Here is a 24,794-nt window from a genome sequence, read left to right as displayed (position 1 = left end):
GCACTCCGATCGGCGCTCGGCTGCCGCTCGGGGCGTTGCGGAATCCCCGGGTTAACGGTTCCTGAACTTAACCGTCAGTGACGCTCCCGGCTACCGGAGACCGGACGGTTCCGGCTAGCCTTGCAGCATGCCTGAACTGAGACTCGTCGAACTGTCCGCCTCTACGATCGTCGCTGTCAACACGCTGACTCTCAAGCCGGGACAGGAACAGTTTGTTGCTCCGGTCTCCTATTCCGTCGCTGCCGCCGTGCTCGACCCGGCCACAACCTGGCAGCGGGTGATCCTCGACGGTGACGAGGTCGTGGGTTTCGTCCAGGCCAATTTCGACCCCGACGGCGAAGACGAATTCCGCTCCATCCTGTGGCGAATCAACGTCGATGCTGACGACCAGGGTCGCGGCGTCGGTACTTTCGCTGTTGAGGCGCTCAGCTCCGAGGCCGCGAAGCGCGGATTCGATCACGTCAACGTCATCTACGAACCCGGAGAGCTCGGCCCGGAGGCGTTCTTCCGCCACGTCGGATTCGAGCCGGTCAGCGAGACGCAGTACGGCGAGACGGTCGGCGTCCGCAAGCTCTAGAAAGATGGCGGGAGCCCAGCCGGAAGCACGGGACGAGGTCGCGATAGTCCTCGACATCGTCGAGTCGATCCCGCCCGGTCGCGTCATGAGTTACGGGCAGGTCGCCGCGACATTCGGTTCGCGATCCGCTCGCGGCGTCGGTCGCATCATGGCCTTGTACGGCAGCGATGTCCCGTGGTGGCGTGTCGTGCGGGCCGGCGGCCTGCCGCCTCAGTCCCACGAGGAAGAGGCACTCGTTCACTACGAGGCCGAGGGGACCCCGCTGCAGACGCGCGCAGACGGCGGCTACCGCGTCGCGGCATCCGCCTTCGTCTGAGAACAGCGGATGCTGTCACCCGGTTCACAGGACATCGCACGGTTTACAGGCGAGAAAGCGGGCTTTCTTCCTGTCAGCCGTGCGATGTCCTGTTAAACCAGCGAGTCCCGCCACGCCGCGTGCAACTGGGCAAACCTGCCGGTGCCCGAGATCAGCTCAGAGGGACTGCCGTCCTCCACGATTTTGCCGTGCTCCATCACGAGCACCCGGTCGGCGATCGCCACCGTCGACAACCGGTGCGCGATGATCACCGCCGTGCGATCGGCGAGCAGGGTCTGCAGCGCCTCCTGCACGAGCCGCTCGCTCGGGATGTCGAGGGATGCCGTCGCCTCGTCGAGGATGAGCACCGCAGGGTCGGCGAGGAACGCCCTGGCGAACGAAATCAACTGGCGCTGGCCCGCCGACACCCGGCCGCCGCGCTTGTTGACGTCGGTGTCGTACCCGTTCGGAAGCGACTCGATGAAGGTGTCAGCGCCGACAGCGCGGGCGGCAGCCATGATCTCGTCGCGGCTGGCCTCTGGCTTCCCGATCGCGATGTTGTCGGCGACGGAACCCGAGAACAGGTACGCCTCCTGGGTGACCATGACGATCGCCCGGCGCAGGTCCTTGGGGTGCAGCATCCGCAAATCGATGCCGTCCAGGGTCACGGTTCCCTCTGTCGGATCGTAGAACCGCGAGATCAGCTTGGCGAGCGTCGACTTTCCCGCCCCGGTTGACCCGACGAGCGCGATCGTTTGGCCAGCGGGCAGATCGAGGGTGAAGTCGGGCAGCACGACGTTGTCGTCCTTGTACGCGAACCGCACACCGTCGAAGTGCACGTGTCCGCGCGCCGTCCACAGGTCGACGGGATGCACCGGGTCAGGAACCGTCGGCTTCTCCTCGAGCACACCCGAAATCTTCTCGAGCGCGGCCGCGGCTGACTGGTAGGAGTTGTAGAACATCGCCATCTCCTCCATCGGGTCGTAGAAACGACGCGTGTACAGCACAACGGCGAGCAGGGCACCGATCGCCAGCGAGCCGTCGATGACACGGAACCCGCCAACGAGCAGCACGATCGCGACGGTGACGTTTCCGATGAAGACGAGACCGGGGTCGAAGACGCCGAACAGCTGGATGACCCTCGCGTTGACGCTCCGGTAGTCCTCGACGAGTTCACCGAAGTGCTCGGCGTTGCGCTTCTCCTTGCGAAACGCCTTCACAGCACGGATGCCGGTCATGGTCTCGACGAACTGCACGATGACCTTCGCGGATGCCACGCGCGACTGGCGGAACAGCGCCTGCGACCGCTTCTGGAACCAGCGGGTGAGGAAGTAGAGCGGCACGAGCGAGCCAAGCAGAACCAGTCCGCTGATGCCGTCGAGCAGGAACAGCGCCACTCCGGTGAAGAGCATGTACAGGATGCCGGAGACAAGCTGGTTGATACCCGAATCGAGGAGTTCGCGAATCGCGTCGAGGTCACTGGTCTGCCTGGAGATGATGCGCCCGGACGTGTAGCTCTCGTGGAACTCGAGGCTGAGTTTCTGGGTCTGGAGGAACACCCGTTTGCGCAGGTCGATGAGGATCGCCTGCCCGACCCGCGCACTCAGCACGGTGTACCAGGCCATCAGGATCGCGCCGATCACACCGGTGAACAGGTACAGCCCGACAATGACGAACGCCGGCATCCAGTCGTTCGACTCGAGAACGGCCGGCAGGCCCCTGTCAATGCCGAATGCGATGAGCGCGGGGCCGGCGACCTGGGCCGCGACCGAGACGGTTACAACGAGCATCGTCAGGACAAGGCGCAGCTTGAGCGGCGCAAGCAGCGAGCCGAGCAGTCTCAGCGACCTGCGCCGGATCTGCGCGCTCTCCTTCTTCGTGAAGTCGTCGCGTTCTTCACCCTCGACGCCGTCCACCGTTGCGGTGCTCACTTGCTCACCTCTTCCTGTTCCCGAATTTCCTCTGCGAGGGCACGGTCGATCTGTTCGGCGGCCTCGCGTTTCTCTTCGTCCTCGAGGCTCGAGATCACGAACTTGTAGTGCTCGTTGGTCCTGATCAGCTCGCTGTGTCGTCCAACGGCGGTGATCCTGCCATTCTCGAGCAGGGCCACCCGGTCGGCCAGCATGACCGTCGACGGCCGGTGCGCGACGACAAGCGCCGTCGTCGAGGCGAGCACGCGCCGGAGGGCCGCCTCCACGAGGGCCTCGGTGTCCACGTCGAGCGCTGAGAGCGGGTCATCGAGGACGAGGACCGCGGGGTTCGCCGCGACCGCCCTGGCGAGAGCCAGCCGCTGTCGCTGTCCGCCGGAGAGGCTGAGTCCCTCTTCACCGACCTTCGTGTCAACACCGTCGGGCAGGTCGCGCACAAAGCCGGCCTGCGCGATGTCGAGAGCCTCGTTCATGACGGCATCCGCTTCACGGCTTGTCGGATCGAGGTCAGCTCGTCCGAGCAGAACGTTATCGCGAACGGATGCCGAGAACAGCGTCGCATCTTCGAAGGCCATCGCGATGTGGGTGCGGAGTTCCTCGCGCCTGAGGTCCCTCACGTCGATTCCATCCAGCGTCACCCGCCCACCGGTCACGTCGTACAGGCGTGCCGGCAACGCCGTCAGTGTCGACTTTCCCGAGCCGGTCAGGCCGACGAGGGCCATGGTCTCCCCCGGCTCGAGACTGAGGTCGACGCCGTCGATCAGGTCGGGGACACCGGCGGGCGAATCCGGGTACCGGAAGTGGACATCCTCAAACACGAGGCGTCCCTCCGGCGCAAGGATGGTCTTCGGGTTCTCCGGGTCGGTGATCGTATTCGCGGTATCGAGCACCTCGAAGAACCTGTCGGTTGCCGTCCTGGTGTCGAACGTCATCGACAGCAGGAACCCGATCGATTCGATCGGGAACCGCAGCACCGTCGCGGTCGCGAAGAACGCGAACACCTGGCCGACGGTGATTTCTCCGGTCGACGCCAGCCAGATCCCGGTGAACAGGCACAGCGCAAATGCGATGTCTGGCAAGAGAAGCAGCCACAGCCAGATGCCAGCGATGGCCTTGGCTTTCTCGATCTCCGTCCCCCGCAGGCTCTCCGCCTGCGACTCGAAGTTGCGCAGCGCGTACTTTCCCCTGCCAAACGCCTTGAGCACTCGGATGCCGTGCACGGACTCCTCGACGGCCGTTGCGAGGTCACCGGCCTGGTCCTGGCTCCTCCTCGCGATGATCGAGTACTTCTTCTCGAATACGAAGCCGTAGATCCATACCGGGATCGCGAGGGTGAGGAAGATCGTGCCGAGAAGCCAGTGCCAGTAGAAGAGAACGGCGGCCCCGATCACGATCGTGACCATGTTGACCACGAGCAGCACGAGCCCGAACGACAGCCAGCGGCGGATGAGGTTGAGGTCGCTGATCGCGCGGGAGAGCAACTGTCCGGACTGCCAGCGGTCGTGGAAGGCGACCGGCAGGTCCTGAAGCCGGGCATACAGCGAATTGCGCATTGCGGCCTCGACGTGGGTGCCGGGGGTCAGCACGAACCAGCGCCGCAAGGCGATGAAGACAGCCTCGAGGATGCCCAGTCCGAGCACACCCGCAGCCGCCCACCAGATCTGCGACGTGCCCTTCGTCGCGAGCGGGCCGTCGACGAGAGCCTCGAGCACCAGGGGGATGCCGAGGGCAACGAGACCGGCGCCGAGCGCAGCGCCCATGCCGAGGTAGATCCGCGGCAGCGCGGACTTCGCGTACGGGTAGATCCGCAGGAGTGAGCGGAATGTACTCAGTGTCGAGGTGTGGTTCGATACTGGCTGGGTTGTACTGGCGTCGGTGTGACGAGCCATAGCGAGAGACTTCTCTTCCATGAAAGAGCCCGACGGGCGGGCAGAGGGAAAGCGTTATGTTCCCGGAGAAACGAAGGTGTGAGACGGCAGATTCCCTGGCGGGACAGCTGCGACGGAACCGTCGACCGCGACGGAAGGCTCCTCGGCGGTGTCAGGACGCGGGATACGAAATCCGGGCCAGGAGGTGCGATCGGGAGGGGCGGACTCGCGAAAGGCGCACCCCCGAGGCCGCTGGGCTCTGAGCCAGTGTCTTCATCGGGTACATCATCACGTCCTCCTTGCCGCAGTACAGCCCTTCAGCCTAGAACGTGGTGCTCAGCGTCGCAAGAAGTTTTTTGCCGGGTTTAGCCGACCCGCACCGAGAGGCAGGTCACCGAACCCTCGAGCTTCTCGAACTCGCTGATGTCGACGCTGACAACCGTGTAACCCAGGTCCTCAACAAGCTTCGCCGTCTTCGGCGCTGACGCTGACATCATCACTGTGTCCTCGGACAGCGCGATCACGTTGGCGCCCGCTCTCTCCGGCGCCGCAAGGAAGTGGGGGAAGAACGCAGCGTTATCGACGAGGTCGGGGTGACCGATGATGGTCCCGTCGGGGAGTGCCGTCATCGCGGTCTTGAGGTGGAGCGCCCTCGTGACGCGGACCGCTGTGACGTTGTAGCCTTCGCGCGTCGCGATCTCGCGCAACTGGCGGACCCCTTCCGCGTTGGTCCGTCCACCGCGACCGACGTAGATCCTGTTGCCGACGATCAGCACGTCACCGCCGTCGAGGGTGCCTGGGCTCATGATCCGTTCGATCCGAAGACCGAGCGACTCAGCAGTCTCCTCGGCGGCCTCCGCCTCGTCACGGCGGCTGCTGACCCCGGATCGTGTCACGATCGCCACCGGGCCGACAACAACCAGGGTGTCCTCTACGAAGACTGAGTCGGCGAGCTTGTCGGCGAAGGTGACCTCGCGGGTAGTCCAGCCGTTGCTCTCCAGGGCCTTCGTGTATGCGTCCCACTGCGTGTCGGCGAGTTCGGTGTCGACGGGCGTGCGATCGATGTGGGTGACGGTCCCCTTGGCGAGGTTCGACGCCGGCATCCTCACCAGTGCGACCCGCGCGCCAGCCTTGGCCGCTGCCGCCTTCCACTCGATGGCCCTCGTGTAGACGGCCCGGCCGATGGTCGGGGCGATGATCGTGGCAACCACAACGTAGACGCCGTTGATGCTGACCAGCGTGCCGAAAAGGTACTCGATCACCTCGCCGTTGAGGCCGAACCCACCGGCGAGTGTCGTGATGCCTGTACCGATCAGCGCACCGACGAGCCCGGCGAACAGGCCGACCAGAAGTGCCGTCCACCACTGCCTCAGGGCGCCGACGATGGCGAAGACAAAGACGAGCAGGAAGGCGAAGAGACTGCCGAGGAAGTAATAGTCGCTGACCTGCGTGAGCACAGCCGACTGGTACTGCTGCGAAACGAAGAACACGAACACGCTGGCAGCGTGGGTCACGAGAACCGTCGTCAGTGCGGCGAGGAAGGACGAAACGAGCCTGCGGCCCCACGAAACAGTCATGGCTTGAGCCTAGTGGCTGACTCGGAGCGCCAACGTTCCAGCTGGAGGGCCGGTCTTCTAGTGGAAGAAGTGGCGCTCCCCCGTGAAGTACATCGTGATCCCAGCGGCCCTCGCGGCCTGGATGACCTCTTCGTCCCGAACCGAACCGCCCGGCTGCACGACGGCACGAACGCCCGCGTCGAGAAGCACCTGGAGTCCGTCGGCGAACGGGAAGAAGGCGTCGGATGCCGCAACCGAACCAGCGGCCCTGTCGCCGGCGCGCGTGACCGCGAGGTGGCACGAGTCGACACGGTTGACCTGGCCCATCCCCACACCGACAGACGCACCATTCTTCGCGAGGAGAATCGCGTTCGACTTCACCGAACGGCACGCTGTCCACGCGAACGCGAGATCAGCGAGGGTCTCATCGTCGGCGGGATCGCCGGCGGCGAGGCTCCAGGTGTCCGTCACGCTTCCCTCGGTCGGGAACCGGTCTGCCTGCTGCACGAGGATGCCGCCAGAGACCTGCTTCGCCTCGAGAGGTTCCGGCGCGAAGTCCGCTGGCAACTCGAGAATGCGGAGGTTCTTCTTGGTGCGAAGCACGTCGAGTGCGTCGTCGTCGAACCCGGGCGCGACGATGACCTCGGTGAAGATCTCCTTGATGGTCTCCGCCATCTTGAGGGTCACCATCCGGTTGGCCGCAATGACACCGCCGAACGCTGAGACCGGGTCGCACGCGTGAGCACGAGCGTGTGCAGACGCGATGGCATCCGGTGCTTTCGGAGACGCCACGGCGATTCCGCACGGGTTGGCGTGCTTGATGATGGCCACGGCGGGAGCAGTGAAATCGTACGCGGCGCGCACCGCGGCATCCGCGTCAACGAAGTTGTTGTAGCTCATCTCCTTGCCGCCGAGCTGCGTCGCCTGGGCGATGCCGTGACCGCCGGCGCGCAGGTACAGCGCCGCTTCCTGGTGCGAATTCTCGCCGTAGCGGAGGACGTGGGCCAGCTCGGCCTGGATCGTCAGTGATGCACCGAAGCCCTCGGCCGTGTCTGTGAACCAGCCTGCGACCGCGGTGTCATACGCCGCGGTGTGCGAGAAGGCGCGCGCGGCGAGTTCGCGACGCTGGGCGAGGGTCGTACCGCCCTGCGCGACGGCCTCAATGATCTCGCCGTAGCTGGCGGGCGACACAACGATCGCGACGTTCGGGTGGTTCTTTGCCGCGGCTCGCACCATCGCGGGGCCGCCGATGTCGATCTGCTCGACGACATCGTCGCCGACGGCGCCGCTCGCAACGGTCTCAACGAACGGGTAGAGATTCACGACGACGAGTTCGAACGGTTCGACACCGAGGTCGCCGAGCTGCTGCTCGTGCGACTCGAGGCGGAGGTCGGCGAGGAGACCGGCGTGCACCGATGGGTGAAGCGTCTTCACCCGTCCGTCGAGCGACTCGGGGAACCCGGTGACACTCGCGACGTCGGTCACCTCGTAGCCGGCGTCCCTGATGGCCTGGGCTGTCGATCCTGTCGACACCATCTCGACGCCGGCCTCCGCGAGCGCGCGGGCCAGGTCGATGAGGCCGGTCTTGTCGCTCACCGAGATCAGGGCGCGTGTGATGGGCACGACGTCACGGTCGCGGTACAGGCTCTTGTCGTGTGTTGGGCCGGCCATTGTGTGCTCCTTGGGAATGCCGAGTGAACGGGGTTGAGAGGCCGGTCGCGCTAAAGGGAAGCGAGATCGAGACCGTTGGCGATGTCGAGAACCGTCTGCACGAGCAGGCGGCGTTCGACCGGTTTGATTCTTTCGTGGAGTTCCTGCTCGGTGTCGCCCGGCAGGACGGGAACGCGTTCCTGAACGATGACCGGGCCCTGGTCGACGCCGTTGTCGACAACGATGATGGATGCGCCTGTCTCGTCGACTCCGGCGGCGAGGGCGTCGCGCACCCCGTGTGCCCCCGGAAACTCGGGGAGATAGGCGGGATGTGTGTTGATGAGGTGGGGTGCGAGCGCGTCGACCACGGTCCGCGGCAGAAGTCGCATGAACCCGCTCAGCACGACGAGGTCAGGGTTCCATACCCGGATCTGCTCGAGGAGGGCGACGCCCCATTCCTCGCGGCTGGCGAAGGAACTGAACGGAACGGTGAACGTCGGGATCCCGAATTCCTCGGCGTGGGCGAGTCCGTCGGCCTCGCGGTCTGCTCCGACGGCGACCACACGAGCGGGGAACTCAGCGTCGGCTGACGCCTCGAGCAGCGCACGGAGGTTGGATCCCGTACCCGAGATCAGCACGACGATATTCAGCACGGGGCAATCCTACAGTCGCGTCGCTTCCCGGCGGAGTCGATCAGCGCGAGGCGGCACCTGTTCGCCCGGAGGGAACGTCGAGCTGACCTGAGTCGGTCTTGCCCGACGCCATACCGATGAGGGCAGCGAGCGTGACCTCCGCGAAGGTGAAGACGCCGACCAGCCACGGGTTCGGGCCGACGGTCTCGAACCTGCCTGGGCCGATCGCTCCCCCGGAGAACCAGGCGAGCAGGCCGAGACCCAGGCCGGCGACCGCTCCGATCCCGACGGCGGCAATGGCGAGCCTCGCGGCCAGCGGGCCGCCGCGGAGTTCACGGACGAGTTGCGGGCGAACGAGAGCCGCCGCGACGAAGCCAATGATGAAGGGAACGAGGAGCCCGAGGAAGCCGAGCGGGAGATCGCCGTTCGGAACGGCACCGAAGATGGGGAATGCCGGGATCGGGCCGACCAGCGTGTTCACCGGTGAGATCGAGCTTCCGGCGCCGAGAGCAAACCCTGGACCGATCAGCCAGGACGCGACCCAGATGACGATATTTCCCAGGAAGCCCAACTGCGCGATCGTCGCCATGATCCCGCCGGAGACGCCGAGCTGGGCGCTCTGGTACAGGCTGGTGATGAGTCCGAAATTACCGAGGATGGCGACAGCGAGCAGGAGCCCAGACACGGCGAGGACACCGAGTACCGCGGCGAATCCACCACGGAGGGCTGCGGAGAGCACCGCGGGCGCCGTGTCGTCGAACCTGTCCACAATGCCGGTGACCCAGGTTTTCACCCGTCCGTTGCCCATGGCATCCGCCCGGAACAGCACGCGTCGTGCGCCGACGATCAGGCCGAGGGCGTAGATGGCACCGGGTACGAGGAAGCTCTGCAGAAGCGACGGGTTCACCGTGGAATCCACGGCGGTGAGGGCGAGCAGCCCCGTGATCACAACGAAGGTGACGATGGCCGAGACCAGTGCGATCGGCCAGAGCCTGCTTGCCGCGGCGCGTGAACCCGTACGGGCACCCATGACCACGGTGAACAGGGCGACCGCGAGGGGAACGAAACTGACCACGAACGGTGCCGATGCCTCGGGGATGCCGATGGCTGCGACGAGCGCGCTCGGGAGGGTGACGGTGAGATCCACCCCGTTTCCGAGCAACCAGATGTCGACCGACGCTCGCCAGAAGACCAGCCAGTCGACCGAGAATCCGTAGTCGGTGGCCCAGAGCACGCTCAGCGGGACGAGGGTGACCCCAATTCCGATAGCGACGGTGATGAGCGCCTCGAGCGCGGCGAGCATGGCAAGTGTTGTGCGGTTCATTCGACTTGGAGTTTAGCCGTCGTCGGGCGGCGGGCCGTCCTCCCACGCCAGATACGACGAAGGGCGGCAGTTTCCTGCCGCCCTTCGGTTCGTGCTTCTGTTCGGTTTACAGTCCGGCGATGATCTCGCGCATGAGGCGTGCTGCCTCTGACGGGGTCTTGCCCACCTTGACGCCGGCGGCTTCGAGAGCCTCCTGCTTCGCGGCAGCGGTTCCGGCCGAACCGGAGACGATGGCGCCAGCGTGGCCCATGGTCTTGCCCTCGGGAGCGGTGAACCCGGCAACGTATCCGACGACGGGCTTCGTGACGTTCGCCTTGATGTAGTCAGCGGCGCGCTCTTCGGCGTCTCCGCCGATCTCACCGATCATGACGATGGCCTTGGTCTCCGGGTCGGCCTCAAACGCCGCGAGTGCGTCGATGTGGGTGGTGCCGATGATCGGGTCTCCACCGATGCCGATGGCGGTCGAGAAGCCAATCTCGCGCAGCTCGTACATCATCTGGTAGGTCAGCGTGCCCGACTTCGAGACGAGGCCGATCGGTCCCTTGCCGGTGATGTTCGCCGGCGTGATTCCGACGAGAGCTTCTCCCGGCGTGATGATGCCCGGGCAGTTCGGGCCGATGATCCTGGTCGTGTTGCCCTTCTTCTGCGCGTACGCCCAGAACTCGGCGGAGTCACCGACGGGGACACCCTCCGTGATGATGACGAGCAGCGGGATCTCAGCGTCGATGGCTTCGATGACGGCGTCCTTGGTGAACGCCGGCGGCACGAAGGCGATCGACACGTCAGCGCCGGTCTTCTCCATTGCCTCAGCGACGGTGGCGAAGACGGGCAGTTCGACGTCACCGTGAACGACGGTGGTGCCGGCCTTGCGGGCGTTGACGCCGCCGACGACGTTGGTGCCTGCCTTGAGCATCAGTGCGGTGTGCTTGGTGCCTTCGCCGCCGGTGATGCCCTGGACGATGACCTTGGAATCCTTATTGAGGAAAATTGACATTGTTTCGTTCGTCCTTTTACTTCGAAGCCAGCTCGGCGGCCTTGTCGGCGCCTTCGTCCATGGTTGCGGCGAGGGTGACCAGCGGGTGGTTGGCCTCGTTGAGGATGCGGCGGCCTTCCTCGACGTTGTTGCCGTCGAGGCGAACGACGAGGGGCTTGTTCGCGGCGGAGCCCAGTTCGGCGAGAGCGCCGACGATACCCTTCGCGACAGCGTCACACGCGGTGATGCCACCAAAGACGTTGACGAAGACGCTCTTGACCTGCGGGTCACCGAGGATGACGTCGAGGCCTGCTGCCATAACCTCGGCGGATGCTCCGCCTCCGATGTCGAGGAAGTTGGCCGGCTTCACGCCGCCGTGGTTCTCACCGGCGTACGCGACGACGTCAAGTGTGGACATGACGAGCCCGGCACCGTTTCCGATGACACCGACTTCACCGTCGAGCTTGACGTAGTTGAGGTCGCTGGCCTTGGCCTTCGCTTCGAGCGGATCAGCGGCATCCTTGTCTTCGAGCGCCTCGTGCGACGGGTGACGGAAACCGGCGTTCTCGTCGAGCGTGACCTTGCCGTCGAGGGCGACGATGTCGCCTTCCTCGGTGAGCACGAGCGGGTTGACCTCGACGAGCGTGGCATCCTCACCCTTGTAGACGTCGTACAGCTTGACGAAGACGTCGGCGACCTTGTCGACGAGCTCTGCGGGGAAGTTCGCGGCTACCGCGATCTCGCGGGCCTTGGCGGCGTCGATTCCGTCGAGCGGGTCGACCTCGATGCGCGCGAGGGCTTCGGGCTTCTCGACGGCGAGAATCTCAATCTCCATTCCACCCTCGACGCTCGTGAGCGACAGGTAGGAGCGGTTGGCGCGGTCGAGCAGCACCGAGAAGTAGAACTCCTGGGCGATACGGGCACCTGCGGCGACCATGACGCGCTTGACGACGTGGCCCTTGATGTCGAGACCGAGGATGGACTGAGCCGCTTCGAATGCCTCGTCAGGGGTCTTGGCGACCTTGACGCCGCCGGCCTTTCCTCGCCCGCCCACCTTGACCTGAGCCTTGACCACGACGACACCGCCCAGCTTCTCGGCCGCAGCGCGTACCTCCTCTGGCGTCTCAGCGACGATCCCCGGCAGGACCGGGACGTCGTATTTTTCGAACAGGTCTCGTGCCTGGTATTCGTAAAGATCCACGTGGATTTCCGTTCTGCTTAATGCGTTGCTGATGTGCGCAGTTGTTGGCCGTCCCGCGTCAGGTATCTCGACGCCGAGAGAAATGCCGTTACCACTCTACTTCGTCTCATTGGAGCGTACCGGCTCACCGTTATCGGCGGCGAGCGTGGGCTACGGTTGGCGCGTGACGACTCTTGACGACATCGGCGGGGACGCGGTGCTCGTGGCGGGCGGCGGTCGCGCGATCCTGCTCCAGATCGCCAACCCCGGTGTCGGCCTCGGAGTTGCGTCCCACAGCGACTTCGCGTCGCGCCCGCTCGACCGGCTGCACGCAACGTTGACCTTCGCCTATGCCCAGGTGTACGGAACCGATGCCGACAAGCGCGCAGTGACCAGGCGAGTCAATGCGGCGCACGGGCCGGTCTCGGCCGGGCCAACACCGGAATCACCCGGCTACTCGGCGTTCGACCCTGCCCTTCAGCTCTGGGTCGCCGCGACGCTCTATGACACTGCGATCACCGTTCGAGAACTGGTTTACGGGCCGCTCGACGCCGAGTCCGCCGAGCGGATCTACCGCGAGTACGCGGTGCTCGGCACCGCGCTTCAGATGTCGCCGGAGCTGTGGCCGCCGACCCGGGCCGACTTTGACCGCTACTTCGCCGAGGAGACCGCGAAACTCGAGGTCAGCCCCGAAGCTCGGGCCGTCAGCAGGGAGCTGCTCTCGGCGAGGTCCCTGCCACTCCCCCTCCGCGCCGCGATGCCACTCGCGCGGTTGATGACGGCCGGGTTGCTCGACGAGAGACTTCGCGCGGACTACGGATTCCGGTGGTCGCCGAAGCAGCAGCGGCGGTTCGACCGCGTCATTCGCGTGACGCGTATGGTCTGGCCGAGGCTGCCGCGCGGCATCCGTTTCTCCGTGTGCTCCTTCTACCTGCGGAGACTGCGCGCGTCGACGCGGTAGGCGCGCCTCGCTCGATGGCCAGACCGACGGTTCTGGGTCCTGCAGTGGGCACAACCGTTCCTCCCCAGTGAATCGGATGGGCGGCGCTGCCCACAGCTGTCGTCGTCCGGTTCACGGGGACGCCCGGCGTCAACACACTTCTGGGTATGACCCCGACATCCCTCTTTCGTACACGGGCCGCGGCGCTTCCCGCCCAGGCCGCCCCGGCACCGGGCCGCCGTCGCCGTCGCCGTCGCCCCAGCATCATGGTGCTGATCCTCACCGTCGTCGCCGCCGTGCTTGCTCCGCTGTTCTTCTCCGCACCCCCGGCATCCGCCATACCGGTCACCGGTCGGGCTTTCGGCTACTACTCGGCCCAGAACGGTGGATTCTGGCTCGGGTCGTGGCGCCTCGCCGACGGAACCCTCGCCTTTTGCGTCAACACCGAACGCCCGACTCCGAACGGGGCTGAGTTCTCCTACGCCGACGGAGCTGCGCTCGGGTGGTACAGCCCCGACGACGCCGCACGGCTGGCCTACATCTCCCGGACCTGGGCGGGGACACAGGACCCGACAACCGCTGCTGCCGGGCAGATCGCGACCTGGACGATCACCGGGCTGGGTCGCCATAGCCAGGAGGAACTTGCCGCGAACGCCGGTGCGAACGCGGCAGCCGTCCTCGAGCTCGCCCGCCGCATGCTCGACGAGACACAGCGCTCGGCCTCCCGCTCGGTCGGTGCGGTCCTTGAGTTCAGCCGTGACGGCGATGGTTCACAGGTGTCGGCGGCGCTCACCGCCGACAGCATCGCAGCCGGTCCCGTTGCCGTGCCCGCTGGCGCCCACGAGGGAACTCTCACGCTCAGCGGGGCGACCTTCGACGACGGATCAACGAGTTCCCCTGTGCGCAACGGTGTTCCGGTTCGGGTGCGGGTGCCTGCCTCCGCCGCGGTTGCCGATGTGGCAGCCTCGGTCCACTTCGACGGGCTCCCCTACGGGAACGCGCTCACGATGGCGGTGTCCTCCGGTGCGGCGCAGAATCTGCTTACGGCTGGCTCCGCCTCGGCGAGCGCCACGGCCAGCGCGACCACTCCCCTGCCGTCCGACCTGCCGTTCCAGCCGGTGGTATCCACCCGGACGAGCGCGGCCGTCGCGGATGAGGGCGCCGAGATTTCCGACACCGTGCTCATCGCGGTCGAGCGGACGGCGTCGACACTCGCCGAGTGGCCGGTGGCGGGGCCGTCTGGCGGGCCATTCGTGCCGGTGCCGGTGACCGTTCGGAGCAGGCTGCTGGGGCCGTTCGCCGACCAGGTCGTGCCGGCTGAGCATCCCCCGGCCGATGCCCCGGTTGCGTGCGAGGTGACCCTCGTCGTTACGACGGGGCCGGGCGAGTACGTCACCCCCTCGTGCACGCTGGCCGGGCCAGGGCACTACGTCTGGGTTGAGAGCATTTCTCCATCGGATACCACACCGACCGAGGGTGGCGAACGAATCCTGCCGTGGACGTCACCCTTCGGCGTCGCAACAGAAATCACCACGGTGAATGCGCCTCCGGCTCCCCCTCCGCCCGCCGACCAGCCCCACGTTGCCCCCGTAGCACCGGCGCCGGAAGCACCGACGCTGCCCGAGACAGGAAGTGGCGACCTCTCGCGCCTGCACGCCGCCGTCATCGCCCTCGCGCTCGTTGCAACGGGAGCTGCGTGCCTGAGGCCGCGGTACTCGTCTCTCGCAGAGCGCGGCTAACCCGCGCCACGCGCGACGGAAGACCCGTATCGCTGCCCCGCCGCGCACGCTCATCCGTCACAGATGTCGACACAAGCACGCCACACCCGACACACGCGACGGACGACCCGCATCGCTGCCCCGCAGCGCACGCTCATCCGTCACAGATGTCGACACAAGCACGCCACACCTGACACACGCGACGGACGACCCGAATCGCTGCCCCGCCACGCACGCTCATCCGTCGCAGAATGCGTTTCCCGATGGACCGGAACCGCGTTCTGTGGCAAACCAACGCGGGTCACGCCGCGAGGGCGCGCGGCTCAGCGAAGCAGTGCGTGCGGCGGGGTCTCGACGTCGCCGACGATCGCCTCCGCCGGGTCGCTGCCAATCGCGACAATACGATTCGCGGAGTCGACGTGCACAACGTTCGGCACAAACTGTCGCGCCTCTTCGGTCGTCATCTGCCCATAGGCGATGAGGATGACGGTGTCTCCCGGGAAGACGAGGCGTGCGGCCGCGCCGTTGATACCGATCACGCCGCTGCCGCGCTCACCGGCAATCGTGTATGTCTCCAACCGGGCGCCGTTCGTCACGTCGACGATCGAGACGAGCTCACCCGGCAGGATGTCTGCGGCGTCGAGCAGGTCGAGGTCGACGGTCACCGAGCCGACGTAGTGCAGGTCGGCCTGGGTGACTGTCGCGCGGTGAATCTTCGCGGTGAACATGGTGCGCAGCATGGGTATTACAACTTCTCAATCGGTGCGATTTTGATCAGGAGCTTCTTGAAGCCCGCAGATTCGAACTGGACGTGTGCGATTCGCTTGGCGCCTTCGCCGGTGACGGTCTGGACCCGACCCTCGCCGAAATCACTGTGACGGATGCGGTCACCGGCGGCGAGTTCCAGCGAGCCGTTGTCACGAACCTGGTTTGTGATGCGGTTGGGCCAGTCACGCTTCTCGGTGAGCGGCTTGGTCGCGAGGTCTGTGCCGTTCCACTTGGTCCGGTTGGCGTTGAGCGCACGGGGCTGCGTTCCACCCCGCGAGTTCGCCATTCCGGGCGACTGGCGCCACTCGATGAGCTCACCGGGGATCTCCTGGAGGTAACGGCTTGGCATGGCGACGGCGGTCTCACCGTACTGGGCACGGGTCATGGCCAGCGAGAGGAACAACCGTTTCTTCGCCCGGGTGATTCCCACATAGAACAAGCGGCGTTCCTCGGCGGGACCGCCGGGCTCCGACGCGCTCATCCGGTGCGGCAGCAGGTCTTCCTCGATGCCGGTGAGGAAGACGGCGTCGTACTCGAGCCCCTTCGCCGTGTGGAGAGTCATGAGCGAGACGGTACCGCTCGAGTCGTCGAGGTCATCGGCAGCTGCGACGAGCGAAACCTCGGTGAGGAAGTCGACGAGTTCTCCATCGGGGTTGTTGCGCTCGAACTCCCTGGCGACGGCAATGAGTTCTTCGATGTTCTCTGCGCGCGCTTCGTCTTGCGGGTCGTGGCTTCTGCGCAGAGACTCGATCAGCCCGCTCTTGGTCACGAGCGTCGAGAGCACATCGGCGACCTTGCCCTCGGCAACGAGCGCGGCCCCCTCGTCGAGCAGTGCCGAGAGCGACAGGATCGCGTTCGTCACCTTCGGTCCGAGCCCGAGAGCCGCTGCCTCACGCATCGCCTCACGGAACGTCAGCCCGTTGTCTTCGGCGAACCGGAACAGCTGAGTCTCGGTAGCGGGACCGATCCCCCGCTTCGGGGTGTTGAGGATGCGGCGGAGCGCGAGGGTGTCCTGAGGGTTCGCGACCGAAACGAGGTAGCCCATGGCATCCTTGATTTCCGCCCGCTCGTAGAACTTGGTGCCACCCATGATGCGGTACGGCAGCGCCGACCGGATGAAGATTTCTTCGAGTGCACGGGTCTGCGCGTTGGTGCGGTAGAACACGGCGATCGAGCTGTACGGCATCCCCTCGCGGTGCAGCTTCTCGATCTCGTCGGCGACGAACTGCGCCTCATCGTGACCCGAGTAGCCCGTGTAACCCACGATCTTCTCGCCGTCACCGACCGCGGTCCACAGCTTCTTGTCTTTGCGGTCGAAGTTGTTGGCGATGACCGAGTTCGCCGCGGTGAGAATGTTCTGTGTCGACCGGTAGTTCTGCTCGAGCAGGATGACCTTCGCACCCGGGAAGTCACGCTCGAATTCGACGATGTTCCGGATGTCTGCGCCGCGGAACGCATAGATCGACTGGTCAGAGTCACCGACGACGGTGAGCGATGCCCCTGGCGACGTGGTGATGAGCGCGTTGTCGTCGAGTGCCGGCGGGCGCGTCAGCTCGCGGATGAGCGAGTACTGCGCGTGGTTGGTGTCCTGGTACTCGTCGACGAGCACGTGCTTGAACCGGTTCTGGTAGGTCGCGGCGACATGGGGGAACGCCCGGAACAGGTACACGGTCTGGCCGATGAGGTCATCGAAGTCGAATGCATTCGCCGCGGTGAGCGCCCGGGTGTATGCACGGAAGATCTGGACGAACGCTGCCTCGTTGGGGTCGTCCATGTTGGCGTTTCGCGCGTAGCTGTCGACGTCGGCGAGTTCGTTCTTGAGCTTCGAGATCTTCGCGGAGACGTTGGCGGGCGTGAAGCCGAGCACGTCTGCACCCTGCTCCTTGATGATGCGCTTGATGAGCACCCGGGAGTCGGACGAGTCGTAGATGGTGAAGTTTCTGGTGAAGCCGAAGTTCTCGGCCTCGCGGCGGAGGATACGGACGCACGCGGAGTGGAAGGTCGAGATCCACATGCCCTCGGCGACCTGGCCGACCAGGGCGCCGACCCTCTCGCGCATTTCGGCGGCGGCCTTGTTCGTAAAGGTGATCGCGAGGATCTGGCTCGGCCAGGCCTCACGATTCTCGAGCAGGCTCGCGATGCGCCGGGTGAGAACGCTGGTCTTGCCGGATCCGGCACCGGCAACGATGAGCAGCGCCTGCCCGCGGTACAGGACCGCCTCACGCTGCTGCGGGTTGAGACCCTCGAGCAGCCGACTTTCACCGCTCTGCCCACTCGGATCACTCGACGGGATGCTGGCGGTGTGCCAGCCGTCGACTATCACGGGAGTCGCAGACTGCTGGTTGGGTTCCGGGGTGCTCGCCATATCACTGTCAAGCTTAGGCCGGGCGTCTGACAACCGGCTCCAGTTCTCTCAGCCGTCGGCGCGAGTGACGGTCCTCCGCCGCGCATCTCGCGCGGCGACACCGAGGTCGGGGTGGTCGCAGAACACGCCGTCGATGCCTGTGGCAAGGATCGCGTCGAACTCGCCCTCCCAGTTTCCGAATGCCGACGGCCCACCGCGCGACCGGAATGCCCGCGACAGGAACTTGTTCTCCGGTCGAAGTGTCCAGGTGAACACGTCGAGCCCTCGCCGGTGGGCGCGTTCGACGAGGTCGTTGGTATGCCCCGCGGGTGCCCCGGCGAAGAGCATCGCCTTGTCGACGCTGATGCCGTCGACCGTAAACCCGCCGGAGCCCTCCGCGAGTGCATCAAGACCGACGTCGGTGATGACATCCGCATATGTCGGAGCTTTCGTCCCGAGCAGGGTGATGTCGTCGAACGGGCTGCCCTGTTTTTCGAGCAGGTAGATGTAACGGGCCCTGAGTCCGCGACCGTGCATCCTGGCGAGCACCGACTTCTCGAAGGCCTCGACGACGAGACCGGTCCCCTCCGCAAACGAGGTGTCGGAGAGAGCGGATGCCACCAGCTCGTCGAGTGGAAGGCCGACGCTGTCGAAGTAGGTCGCGTGCTTGATCTCGGCAACGAGCCCGAGCGCACGACCCTGGGCCTCGGAGGCCTCGTCGATGATCTCGAGCAGATCCGAGAACCGGAGGATGCCGGAGGATCCGTCAAAACTCGCGCTCGCCGGCCGAAGCCCCGGAATGCGCTCGCGGCTTCGAAGCGTCGACAGCTCCGCCCAGGTGAAATCCTCGGTGAACCAGCCGGTGAGCTCGACCCCGTCGATGTGCTTCGTGACACGGCGGTCGGCGAACTCAGGCCGGGTCGCGACATCCGTTGTCCCTGAGATTTCGTTTTCGTGCCGCAGAACGAGAATTCCGTCTTTCGTAGCGACGATGTCGGGCTCGACCGCGTCGGCGCCGAGCGCGAAGGCCAGCTCATAGGAAGAACGGGTGTGCTCGGGGCGGTAACCGGGAGCACCGCGGTGGCCGATGATGAGCGGACCTGCCGAATCTGACGCTGTCATGCTTCGAGCCTAGGCGGCCCGTATCACAGGGGCAGCATCGGAATACCCCCGGAAACCTCTGTGTTTCACAGCAAAGACCACTAGATTGGACAGACGTTCCGCTTCGCGGAGCGACCACATTCCAGCCGTTTCGACTGAGAAGGAAATACTTTAGACATGGCAACGAACAATCCGGCGTTCAAGAACCCGGCATTCACGCGGTCGAACGCAATGGCCGTGCAGACGGCAAGCGCGTCCGAACTGCAGGACATGTACAACCGTCCGACCGCTGGCGCAGCATCCGCTGACCGGATGACGGTCGAAGACACGATCACCAAGAGCGCTATCGCGTTCGGCGTTCTCCTCGTCGGCGCTGTCCTCGGCTGGGCCGCTGGCATGCCCCTCCTGACCATCGGCGCAGCCATCGTCGGCTTCGTTCTCGCCCTGGTCAACACCTTCAAGAAGGAGCCGTCCGCTCCGCTGATCCTCGCCTACGCCGGCGTTCAGGGCATCTTCGTTGGTGGCATCTCCGGCATGTTCGACGCACGCTACTCGGGAATCGTCGCCCAGGCCGTCATCGCGACGCTCGTCGTCGTCGGTGTGACCCTCGCCCTCTTCGCGAGCGGCAAGATCCGCGCGTCGAAGAAGGCGACGAAGATCTTCCTCATCGCCATGGTCGGTTACCTCGTCTTCTCGCTCGTCAACGTCGGAATGCAGATGTTCGGCCTGACCGACAACGCATTCGGCCTTCGCGGAGCTGAGATCGCTGGCATCCCCCTCGGCCTCATCCTCGGTGTGCTGTGCGTGATCATGGGTGCATACTCCCTCGTTCTCGACTTCGACTTCATCCAGAGGGGCGTGCAGAACCGCGCACCGCGCAAGTACGGCTGGTCCGGCGCATTCGGAATCATGGTCACGGTCATCTGGCTGTACATGGAAATCCTCCGCATGCTCGCCATCACCCGCGAATAACAGCATCAAGAATGCCCCTGGGTCGCCGCCGGATGTGCGACCCAGGGGCTTTCTCATGCCCGGTTCCACAGTTTCACCTTCACTCTGCGAGGCATCAATGGCACGTCGCCCATCCACTCATCCCCCACGCCTCGACACACTGCGCGTCGTGGAGCGGACGCCAGGTGATGCCGACTCGCTCGACACCGACGACGACCGCGAGCTCGAGGAGTTCAGCGGCGGTGACCTCTCCGACCGCGACCTCTCCGGCCTCACGCTCCGGGAATGTTCGCTCGACGACGTCACCCTCACCGATGCGAACCTCCGCGGGTCCCGCCTGATCGAGTCGGTGCTCACCGGCGTCAACGCCCCAATTCTGCGTTCGAGCCGGTCGACCTGGCGCGACGTCACCCTCACCCGGTCACGGATCGGCTCCGGCGAGCTGTTCGACGCGACCTGGCAGTCCGTCCGCATCTCGGGCAGCAAGCTGGGCTACGTCAACCTGCGCGGCTCGTCGCTCACCGACGTCCTGTTCGAGGATTGCACCATCGACGAGCTCGACCTCGGCGGCGCCACCGCCACCCGGGTCGCGTTTTCCGGCACCCGGGTGCAAACCCTCGACCTCACGCGATCGACGCTCACCCATGTCGATCTGCGCGGACTCGAGTTCCAGGCCATCCACGGCCTCGAAGGCTTGAAGGGTGCGACGGTCAGCGAGTACCAGCTCAGCGAGCTCGCGCCGCTCTTCGCCACCCAGCTGGGAATTCTGGTCGAGGGATAGCCTCGGCCGACAGCATCCGCCTGATCACTACGGATGCCGTCAGTCACGACGCGCTTCGCTGCCTCGCGCGATACGCGGCGACGTGCACCCGATTCCCGCAGTTGCCGACGTCACAGTAGCGACGCGAGCGGTTGCGTGACAGGTCGACGACGACCGCGCTGCAGTCGTCGGAGGCGCACTCGTGGAGCCGGGAGAGCTCCTGGGCACGAACGAGATCGACAACCGCCATCGCAGCCTCGACCTGCGCGCGTCTGGCCACCGGGGCCGATGACTCTGTCGCGTGGATGTGCCATTCCCAGTTGTCGTGCCGGACAAGCTGCGGCAGCGCGTTCGCCTCACGGAGCAGCTCGTTGACGAGCGCGACGACACCGTCCTCATCACGCGTCCAGAGCTCCCGCAACCGCCCGCGGAGAGCGCACATCTCCTCGAGTTCCGGGGCATCCCCTGCGCGGTAACCGGTGAACTCGAACCGATCGAGGAAGCCGGCGAGTTGCTCGGTGGTCGCCAGCTCGTCATCTCCACTGTGTGAAGCACCGGGAAGGGTATTGATCAGCGCGGCGGTGGTCACCAGGGAGACTTCGGTGTCATGTGCAAAAAGCATGTTGACTCCTGACGAGGTGCGGGTCTAGTGTCATGACCATAGCCCAGATTACTCCTGACAGAAAGCAGAGCGGCTTCCGGGCCGCGCGAACCAGATGACAACTACCCAAACCGAGACCCCGAGGACGGATGCCGTTCGCACCGCGCCACGCGGTCAAGCGTCGGGGATCGTCATCGCCCTTGCGAGCGCACTGATGTTCGCGCTCAGCGGCCCGGTGGCCAAGTCCCTTATGGACTCGGGATGGTCGCCCGGTGCTGCGGTTCTCGCGAGGATCGGCGGGGCCGCGCTCGTGCTGCTTGTCCCGACCCTCGTCCTCATGCGGGGCCGCTGGAAGACCCTCCGCCGCAGCGGGAGAACCATCGCCATCTACGGCACCGTGGCGATCGCGGGGGCCCAGGTCGGGTTCTTCAACGCTGTCTCGTACCTGTCGGTTGGCGTTGCGCTCCTCATCGAGTATCTCGCTCCCGTTCTCCTTGTCCTGCTCGTCTGGGCGCAGACCCGTCGCCGTCCCGGTGTCCGCACCATCGCCGGCACCGTGATCGCCATCCTCGGCATGGTGCTCGTTCTCGACCTCACCGGTGCAGAGACCGTCCATCCAATCGGTGTCGCGTGGGCGCTCCTCGCGGCGGTGTCGCTCGCCACCTACTTCGTGCTCGGCACGAAGATCAGCGATGACCTGTCCCCGCTCGTGCTCGCCGGTGGTGGACTCATTGTCGGAACCGTGGTCGTCGGGATCTGTGGCGTGATCGGGCTGCTGCCGCTCGCGTTCTCGACGGCGAACGTCACGCTGCTCGATCACGAGCTGCCCTGGTACGTGCCTCTCCTCTCGCTCGCGCTGATTTCGACAGCGGCCGCCTACCTCACCGGCATCATTGCGACCGCTCGCCTCGGCACGCGGATCGCCTCCTTCGTCGGCCTGAGCGAGGTCGTGCTCGCGGTGCTCGTGTCGTGGCTCCTGCTCGCCGAACTGCCCAGCCTCCTGCAACTCCTCGGCGGGCTCGGTATCCTCGCCGGTGTCGTCCTGGTGCGCATGGACACCTACACCCCGCCACCCCGCAGAGGCCGAGTCACTCCGACATAAGGGACCCGAGCCCCTCCGACATAAGGAGATAGCGGTCACACAAGGACGCGAGCCCCGCAACCGTCCTTGCCTCGGCGCTTTGTCCTTCCCTCGCCCGCGCCCGCGACCGCGAAACAGGAGATCGCACGCCAATCAGGACGAACGCCCAGATTCGGGCCTGACAACCGTGCGATCTCCTGTAAGTCCCCGCCTTCGCCCTCGCACGCATCCCGCCCCTCCCGCAGGCGGAAGGCCGATCGTTTTCGGGGTGCGAGTTATGGCGATTTCAGGACCGGCTCGTCTCTCGGCTGGTCGGCGCGGTCAAAACGAAACAGGACCGCTCAGCGAGCCGGTCCTGTAATCGTCATTGTTTGAGCTGAGGAGAAAATGATCGGCTTTCCGCCGACACGGCGGAAACGCAAAAGGCCGACTCAAACGAGCCGACCCTTCACGTCATTGTCTGAGCTGAGGAGCAAAATGTTCGCTCCTCACCCGACAGTTACTCCCACTCAATAGTTCCCGGTGGCTTCGACGTGACGTCGAGAACGACGCGGTTCACGCCGTCCACCTCGTTCGTGATCCGGTTCGAGATCTTCGCGAGCACGTCGTACGGCAGTCGCGTCCAGTCCGCCGTCATGGCGTCCTCTGAGCTGACCGGGCGAAGCACGATCGGATGCCCATACGTGCGTCCGTCTCCCTGCACGCCGACCGAGCGAACATCGGCGAGAAGCACAACAGGGCACTGCCAGATTTCGCTGTCCAGACCGGCGGCCGACAGTTCGAACCGGGCGATGGCATCCGCCTTGCGCAGCAGCTCAAGCCGCTCGGCGGTGACCTCACCGACGATGCGGATGCCGAGGCCTGGGCCGGGGAACGGCTGGCGGCCGACGATGACCTCGGGAAGCCCGAGTTCGCGGCCGATCGCGCGGACCTCGTCCTTGAACAGGGTGCGAAGCGGTTCGACCAGTTCGAAGGTCAGGTCGTCCGGCAGTCCGCCGACATTGTGGTGGCTCTTGATGTTCGCCGTTCCGGTTCCGCCGCCGGACTCGACGACATCCGGGTACAGGGTGCCCTGGACGAGGAAGGCAATGGGGTCACCGTCGTCCTCGAGCGACTCAGCAATGAGGTCTGCCTGTGCCTTCTCGAAGGTGCGGATGAACTCACGGCCGATGATCTTGCGCTTCGTCTCCGGGTCGCTGACACCGGCGAGGGCGTTGAGGAACTGCTCACGAGCGTCGATGGTGATGAGACGAACGCCGGTTGCCGCGACGTAGTCCTCTTCGACCTGTTTGCGCTCGTCCTGGCGGAGAAGACCGTGGTCGACGAAGACGCAGACGAGCTGGTCGCCGACGGCCTTGTGCACGAGGGCAGCGGCAACAGCGGAGTCGACTCCCCCGGAGAGGCCGCAGATGACCTTGCCGGTGCCGATCTGGGCGCGAATGCGCTCGACCTGCTCGGCGATGACGTTGCCGGGGTTCCAGTCGGAGGGGATGCCGGCGGCACGGTGCAGGAAGTTCTCGAGCACGTTCTGGCCATACGCCGAGTGCTTCACCTCGGGGTGCCACTGCACACCGTAGAGCTTGCGCTCGTCGTTACCGAACGCGGCGACAGGGGTCGACGCCGTCGACGCGAGGACGGTGAAGCCCTCCGGCGCCTTCGCGACCGAGTCGCCGTGGCTCATCCACACGGTCTGGTCGGCGGGCTGCCCGTCGAGCAGGACGCCACCGTCGGTCGAGAGCGATGCGTCGGTCGATCCGTACTCGCGCAGGCCGGTGTTCGCCACCTCGCCGCCGAGTGCACGGGCCATGACCTGGAAGCCGTAGCAAATACCGAGCGTCGGCACGTCGAGGTCGAAGATTTGCGAGTCGAGAGCGGGGGCGCCGTCTTCGTACACGCTCGACGGTCCACCGGACAGGACGATGCCGACGGGGTTTTTCTCGGCCACCTCAGCTGCGGTGATCGAGTGAGGCACGATTTCGGAATAGACCCCCGCTTCACGCACGCGGCGTGCGATGAGTTGGGCGTACTGGGCGCCGAAGTCGACGACGAGAACGGGGCGGGCGTTGGTTGCCTGCTCGCTAATGAGATGCCTCCACAGGGTTGGAATTTGGTGCAGCAGATGAAACGGATGCCGTGCGCTCGGCACGTGAGGCGAGGTACGTGCGCACCTCGCGGGCAATCCGTGATTCGAGGAAGAACGACAGGAACGGGATCACTCCGCCGAGGGCGAGGATGATCAGCCGGGGGAATTCCCAGCGCATCAGGCTCCACAGCCGGAAGTTGCTGAACAGGTACAGGACGTAGAACCAGCCGTGCGCGATCAGGATCCCGGTCGAGAGGTTGATGGCCTGTGCGGATCCGCTCGGCACGAAGGCCAGGAATCCGTATGCGCCGCCGAGTTCGAGTTCGAGCCCGAATGCGTACTTCATCAGCATCTCGGCGCAGAGCGCGAGCAGCATGATTCCCGTGATGATCGATGCGATCTGGTAGAACTTCAGTGCGCCGGCGATCCGCGGCAAAGCGCTCTCGCGAGGTTCAAGTGGCATA

Annotated in this window: 21 protein-coding genes; 7 read left to right on the top strand and 14 right to left on the bottom strand. The window is 65.5% G+C overall.

Annotated features, from left to right (window positions below):
* Positions 1-127 precede the first annotated feature (127 nt).
* Together AC1C2N_RS13880 and AC1C2N_RS13875 are read left to right on the top strand one after the other, a co-directional pair.
* Complete coding sequence (locus AC1C2N_RS13880) at positions 128-577, top strand: GNAT family N-acetyltransferase (protein WP_483404822.1); 450 nt, start codon at positions 128-130, stop codon at positions 575-577.
* A gap of 4 nt (positions 578-581) precedes the next feature.
* Positions 582-893 (top strand): MGMT family protein, encoded by a 312-nt coding sequence (locus AC1C2N_RS13875; protein ID WP_495434306.1) that lies wholly within the window; start codon positions 582-584, stop codon positions 891-893.
* Between the two features lie 92 nt (positions 894-985).
* Here AC1C2N_RS13875 and AC1C2N_RS13870 read toward each other — a convergent pair whose 3' ends face one another.
* The 8 genes from AC1C2N_RS13870 to sucC form a co-directional block, all read right to left on the bottom strand.
* Positions 986-2,803, bottom strand: a complete 1,818-nt coding sequence (locus AC1C2N_RS13870; protein WP_495434305.1) for an ABC transporter ATP-binding protein — start codon at positions 2,801-2,803, stop codon at positions 986-988.
* Entirely contained in the window at positions 2,800-4,689 is a 1,890-nt protein-coding gene (locus AC1C2N_RS13865) for an ABC transporter ATP-binding protein (protein ID WP_495434304.1), read from the bottom strand. Before AC1C2N_RS13865 ends, AC1C2N_RS13870 begins: the two co-directional genes overlap by 4 nt.
* Positions 4,690-5,033: 344 nt before the next feature.
* The gene (ddaH, locus tag AC1C2N_RS13860) at positions 5,034-6,245 is read right to left on the bottom strand and encodes a dimethylargininase (RefSeq protein WP_495434303.1); all 1,212 of its coding nucleotides are present in this window, start codon (positions 6,243-6,245) and stop codon (positions 5,034-5,036) included.
* Between the two features lie 57 nt (positions 6,246-6,302).
* Positions 6,303-7,895 (bottom strand): bifunctional phosphoribosylaminoimidazolecarboxamide formyltransferase/IMP cyclohydrolase, encoded by a 1,593-nt coding sequence (gene purH, locus AC1C2N_RS13855; protein ID WP_495434302.1) that lies wholly within the window; start codon positions 7,893-7,895, stop codon positions 6,303-6,305.
* Positions 7,896-7,945: 50 nt separating this feature from the next.
* Positions 7,946-8,527: a phosphoribosylglycinamide formyltransferase gene (gene purN, locus AC1C2N_RS13850; protein ID WP_483404828.1), complete on the bottom strand. Its 582-nt coding sequence runs from the start codon at positions 8,525-8,527 to the stop codon at positions 7,946-7,948.
* A gap of 40 nt (positions 8,528-8,567) precedes the next feature.
* Entirely contained in the window at positions 8,568-9,830 is a 1,263-nt protein-coding gene (locus AC1C2N_RS13845; RefSeq protein WP_495434301.1) for a cell division protein PerM, read from the bottom strand.
* Positions 9,831-9,936: 106 nt separating this feature from the next.
* Positions 9,937-10,824, bottom strand: a complete 888-nt coding sequence (gene sucD / locus AC1C2N_RS13840) for a succinate--CoA ligase subunit alpha (RefSeq protein ID WP_483404830.1) — start codon at positions 10,822-10,824, stop codon at positions 9,937-9,939.
* A gap of 16 nt (positions 10,825-10,840) precedes the next feature.
* Positions 10,841-12,004, bottom strand: a complete 1,164-nt coding sequence (gene sucC, locus AC1C2N_RS13835) for an ADP-forming succinate--CoA ligase subunit beta (RefSeq protein ID WP_495434300.1) — start codon at positions 12,002-12,004, stop codon at positions 10,841-10,843.
* A gap of 163 nt (positions 12,005-12,167) precedes the next feature.
* Between sucC and AC1C2N_RS13830 the strand changes: the two genes are divergently transcribed.
* Together AC1C2N_RS13830 and AC1C2N_RS13825 are read left to right on the top strand one after the other, a co-directional pair.
* Positions 12,168-12,944, top strand: coding sequence for an oxygenase MpaB family protein (locus AC1C2N_RS13830; protein ID WP_495434299.1), 777 nt, complete (start codon positions 12,168-12,170; stop codon positions 12,942-12,944).
* A gap of 146 nt (positions 12,945-13,090) precedes the next feature.
* Positions 13,091-14,662 (top strand): hypothetical protein, encoded by a 1,572-nt coding sequence (locus AC1C2N_RS13825; protein ID WP_495434298.1) that lies wholly within the window; start codon positions 13,091-13,093, stop codon positions 14,660-14,662.
* Between the two features lie 302 nt (positions 14,663-14,964).
* On the opposite strand, the gene panD is transcribed toward AC1C2N_RS13825, so the two are convergent.
* The 3 genes from panD to AC1C2N_RS13810 are packed head-to-tail and all read right to left on the bottom strand — an operon-like array spanning position 14,965 to position 18,875.
* Entirely contained in the window at positions 14,965-15,381 is a 417-nt protein-coding gene (gene panD, locus AC1C2N_RS13820; RefSeq protein ID WP_483404834.1) for an aspartate 1-decarboxylase, read from the bottom strand.
* A 5-nt stretch (positions 15,382-15,386) separates the two neighbouring features.
* Positions 15,387-17,774 (bottom strand): ATP-dependent helicase, encoded by a 2,388-nt coding sequence (locus tag AC1C2N_RS13815; RefSeq protein ID WP_495434297.1) that lies wholly within the window; start codon positions 17,772-17,774, stop codon positions 15,387-15,389.
* Positions 17,775-17,822: 48 nt separating this feature from the next.
* Positions 17,823-18,875, bottom strand: coding sequence for a glycerophosphodiester phosphodiesterase family protein (locus AC1C2N_RS13810; protein ID WP_495434296.1), 1,053 nt, complete (start codon positions 18,873-18,875; stop codon positions 17,823-17,825).
* 156 nt (positions 18,876-19,031) lie between these two features.
* Here AC1C2N_RS13810 and AC1C2N_RS13805 point away from each other — a divergent pair, with 156 nt between their 5' ends.
* Positions 19,032-19,826, top strand: a complete 795-nt coding sequence (locus AC1C2N_RS13805; RefSeq protein ID WP_495434295.1) for a Bax inhibitor-1/YccA family protein — start codon at positions 19,032-19,034, stop codon at positions 19,824-19,826.
* Positions 19,827-19,974: 148 nt separating this feature from the next.
* Entirely contained in the window at positions 19,975-20,586 is a 612-nt protein-coding gene (locus AC1C2N_RS13800) for a pentapeptide repeat-containing protein (RefSeq protein WP_495434294.1), read from the top strand.
* A gap of 43 nt (positions 20,587-20,629) precedes the next feature.
* On the opposite strand, the gene AC1C2N_RS13795 is transcribed toward AC1C2N_RS13800, so the two are convergent.
* Positions 20,630-21,187 carry a CGNR zinc finger domain-containing protein gene (locus AC1C2N_RS13795; RefSeq protein ID WP_495434293.1) on the bottom strand — a complete coding sequence of 186 codons (558 nt, stop codon included), beginning with the start codon at positions 21,185-21,187 and terminating at the stop codon, positions 20,630-20,632.
* Positions 21,188-21,281: 94 nt separating this feature from the next.
* Here AC1C2N_RS13795 and AC1C2N_RS13790 point away from each other — a divergent pair, with 94 nt between their 5' ends.
* Positions 21,282-22,268 (top strand): EamA family transporter, encoded by a 987-nt coding sequence (locus AC1C2N_RS13790; RefSeq protein WP_495434292.1) that lies wholly within the window; start codon positions 21,282-21,284, stop codon positions 22,266-22,268.
* Positions 22,269-22,746: 478 nt separating this feature from the next.
* Here the strand turns inward: AC1C2N_RS13790 and guaA are convergent, their stop codons facing one another.
* Positions 22,747-24,330, bottom strand: a complete 1,584-nt coding sequence (gene guaA / locus AC1C2N_RS13785) for a glutamine-hydrolyzing GMP synthase (RefSeq protein ID WP_483404985.1) — start codon at positions 24,328-24,330, stop codon at positions 22,747-22,749.
* Positions 24,326-24,793 (bottom strand): DUF3817 domain-containing protein, encoded by a 468-nt coding sequence (locus AC1C2N_RS13780; protein WP_483404841.1) that lies wholly within the window; start codon positions 24,791-24,793, stop codon positions 24,326-24,328. The genes guaA and AC1C2N_RS13780 overlap by 5 nt, the downstream gene beginning before the upstream one ends.
* Between the last annotated feature and the right edge of the window lies 1 nt (position 24,794).

This window comes from Mycetocola sp. Y791, from assembly GCF_059445325.1.
Note: the sequence above shows the minus strand (reverse complement) of the source record. Positions and strands in the feature narration are given on the sequence as shown.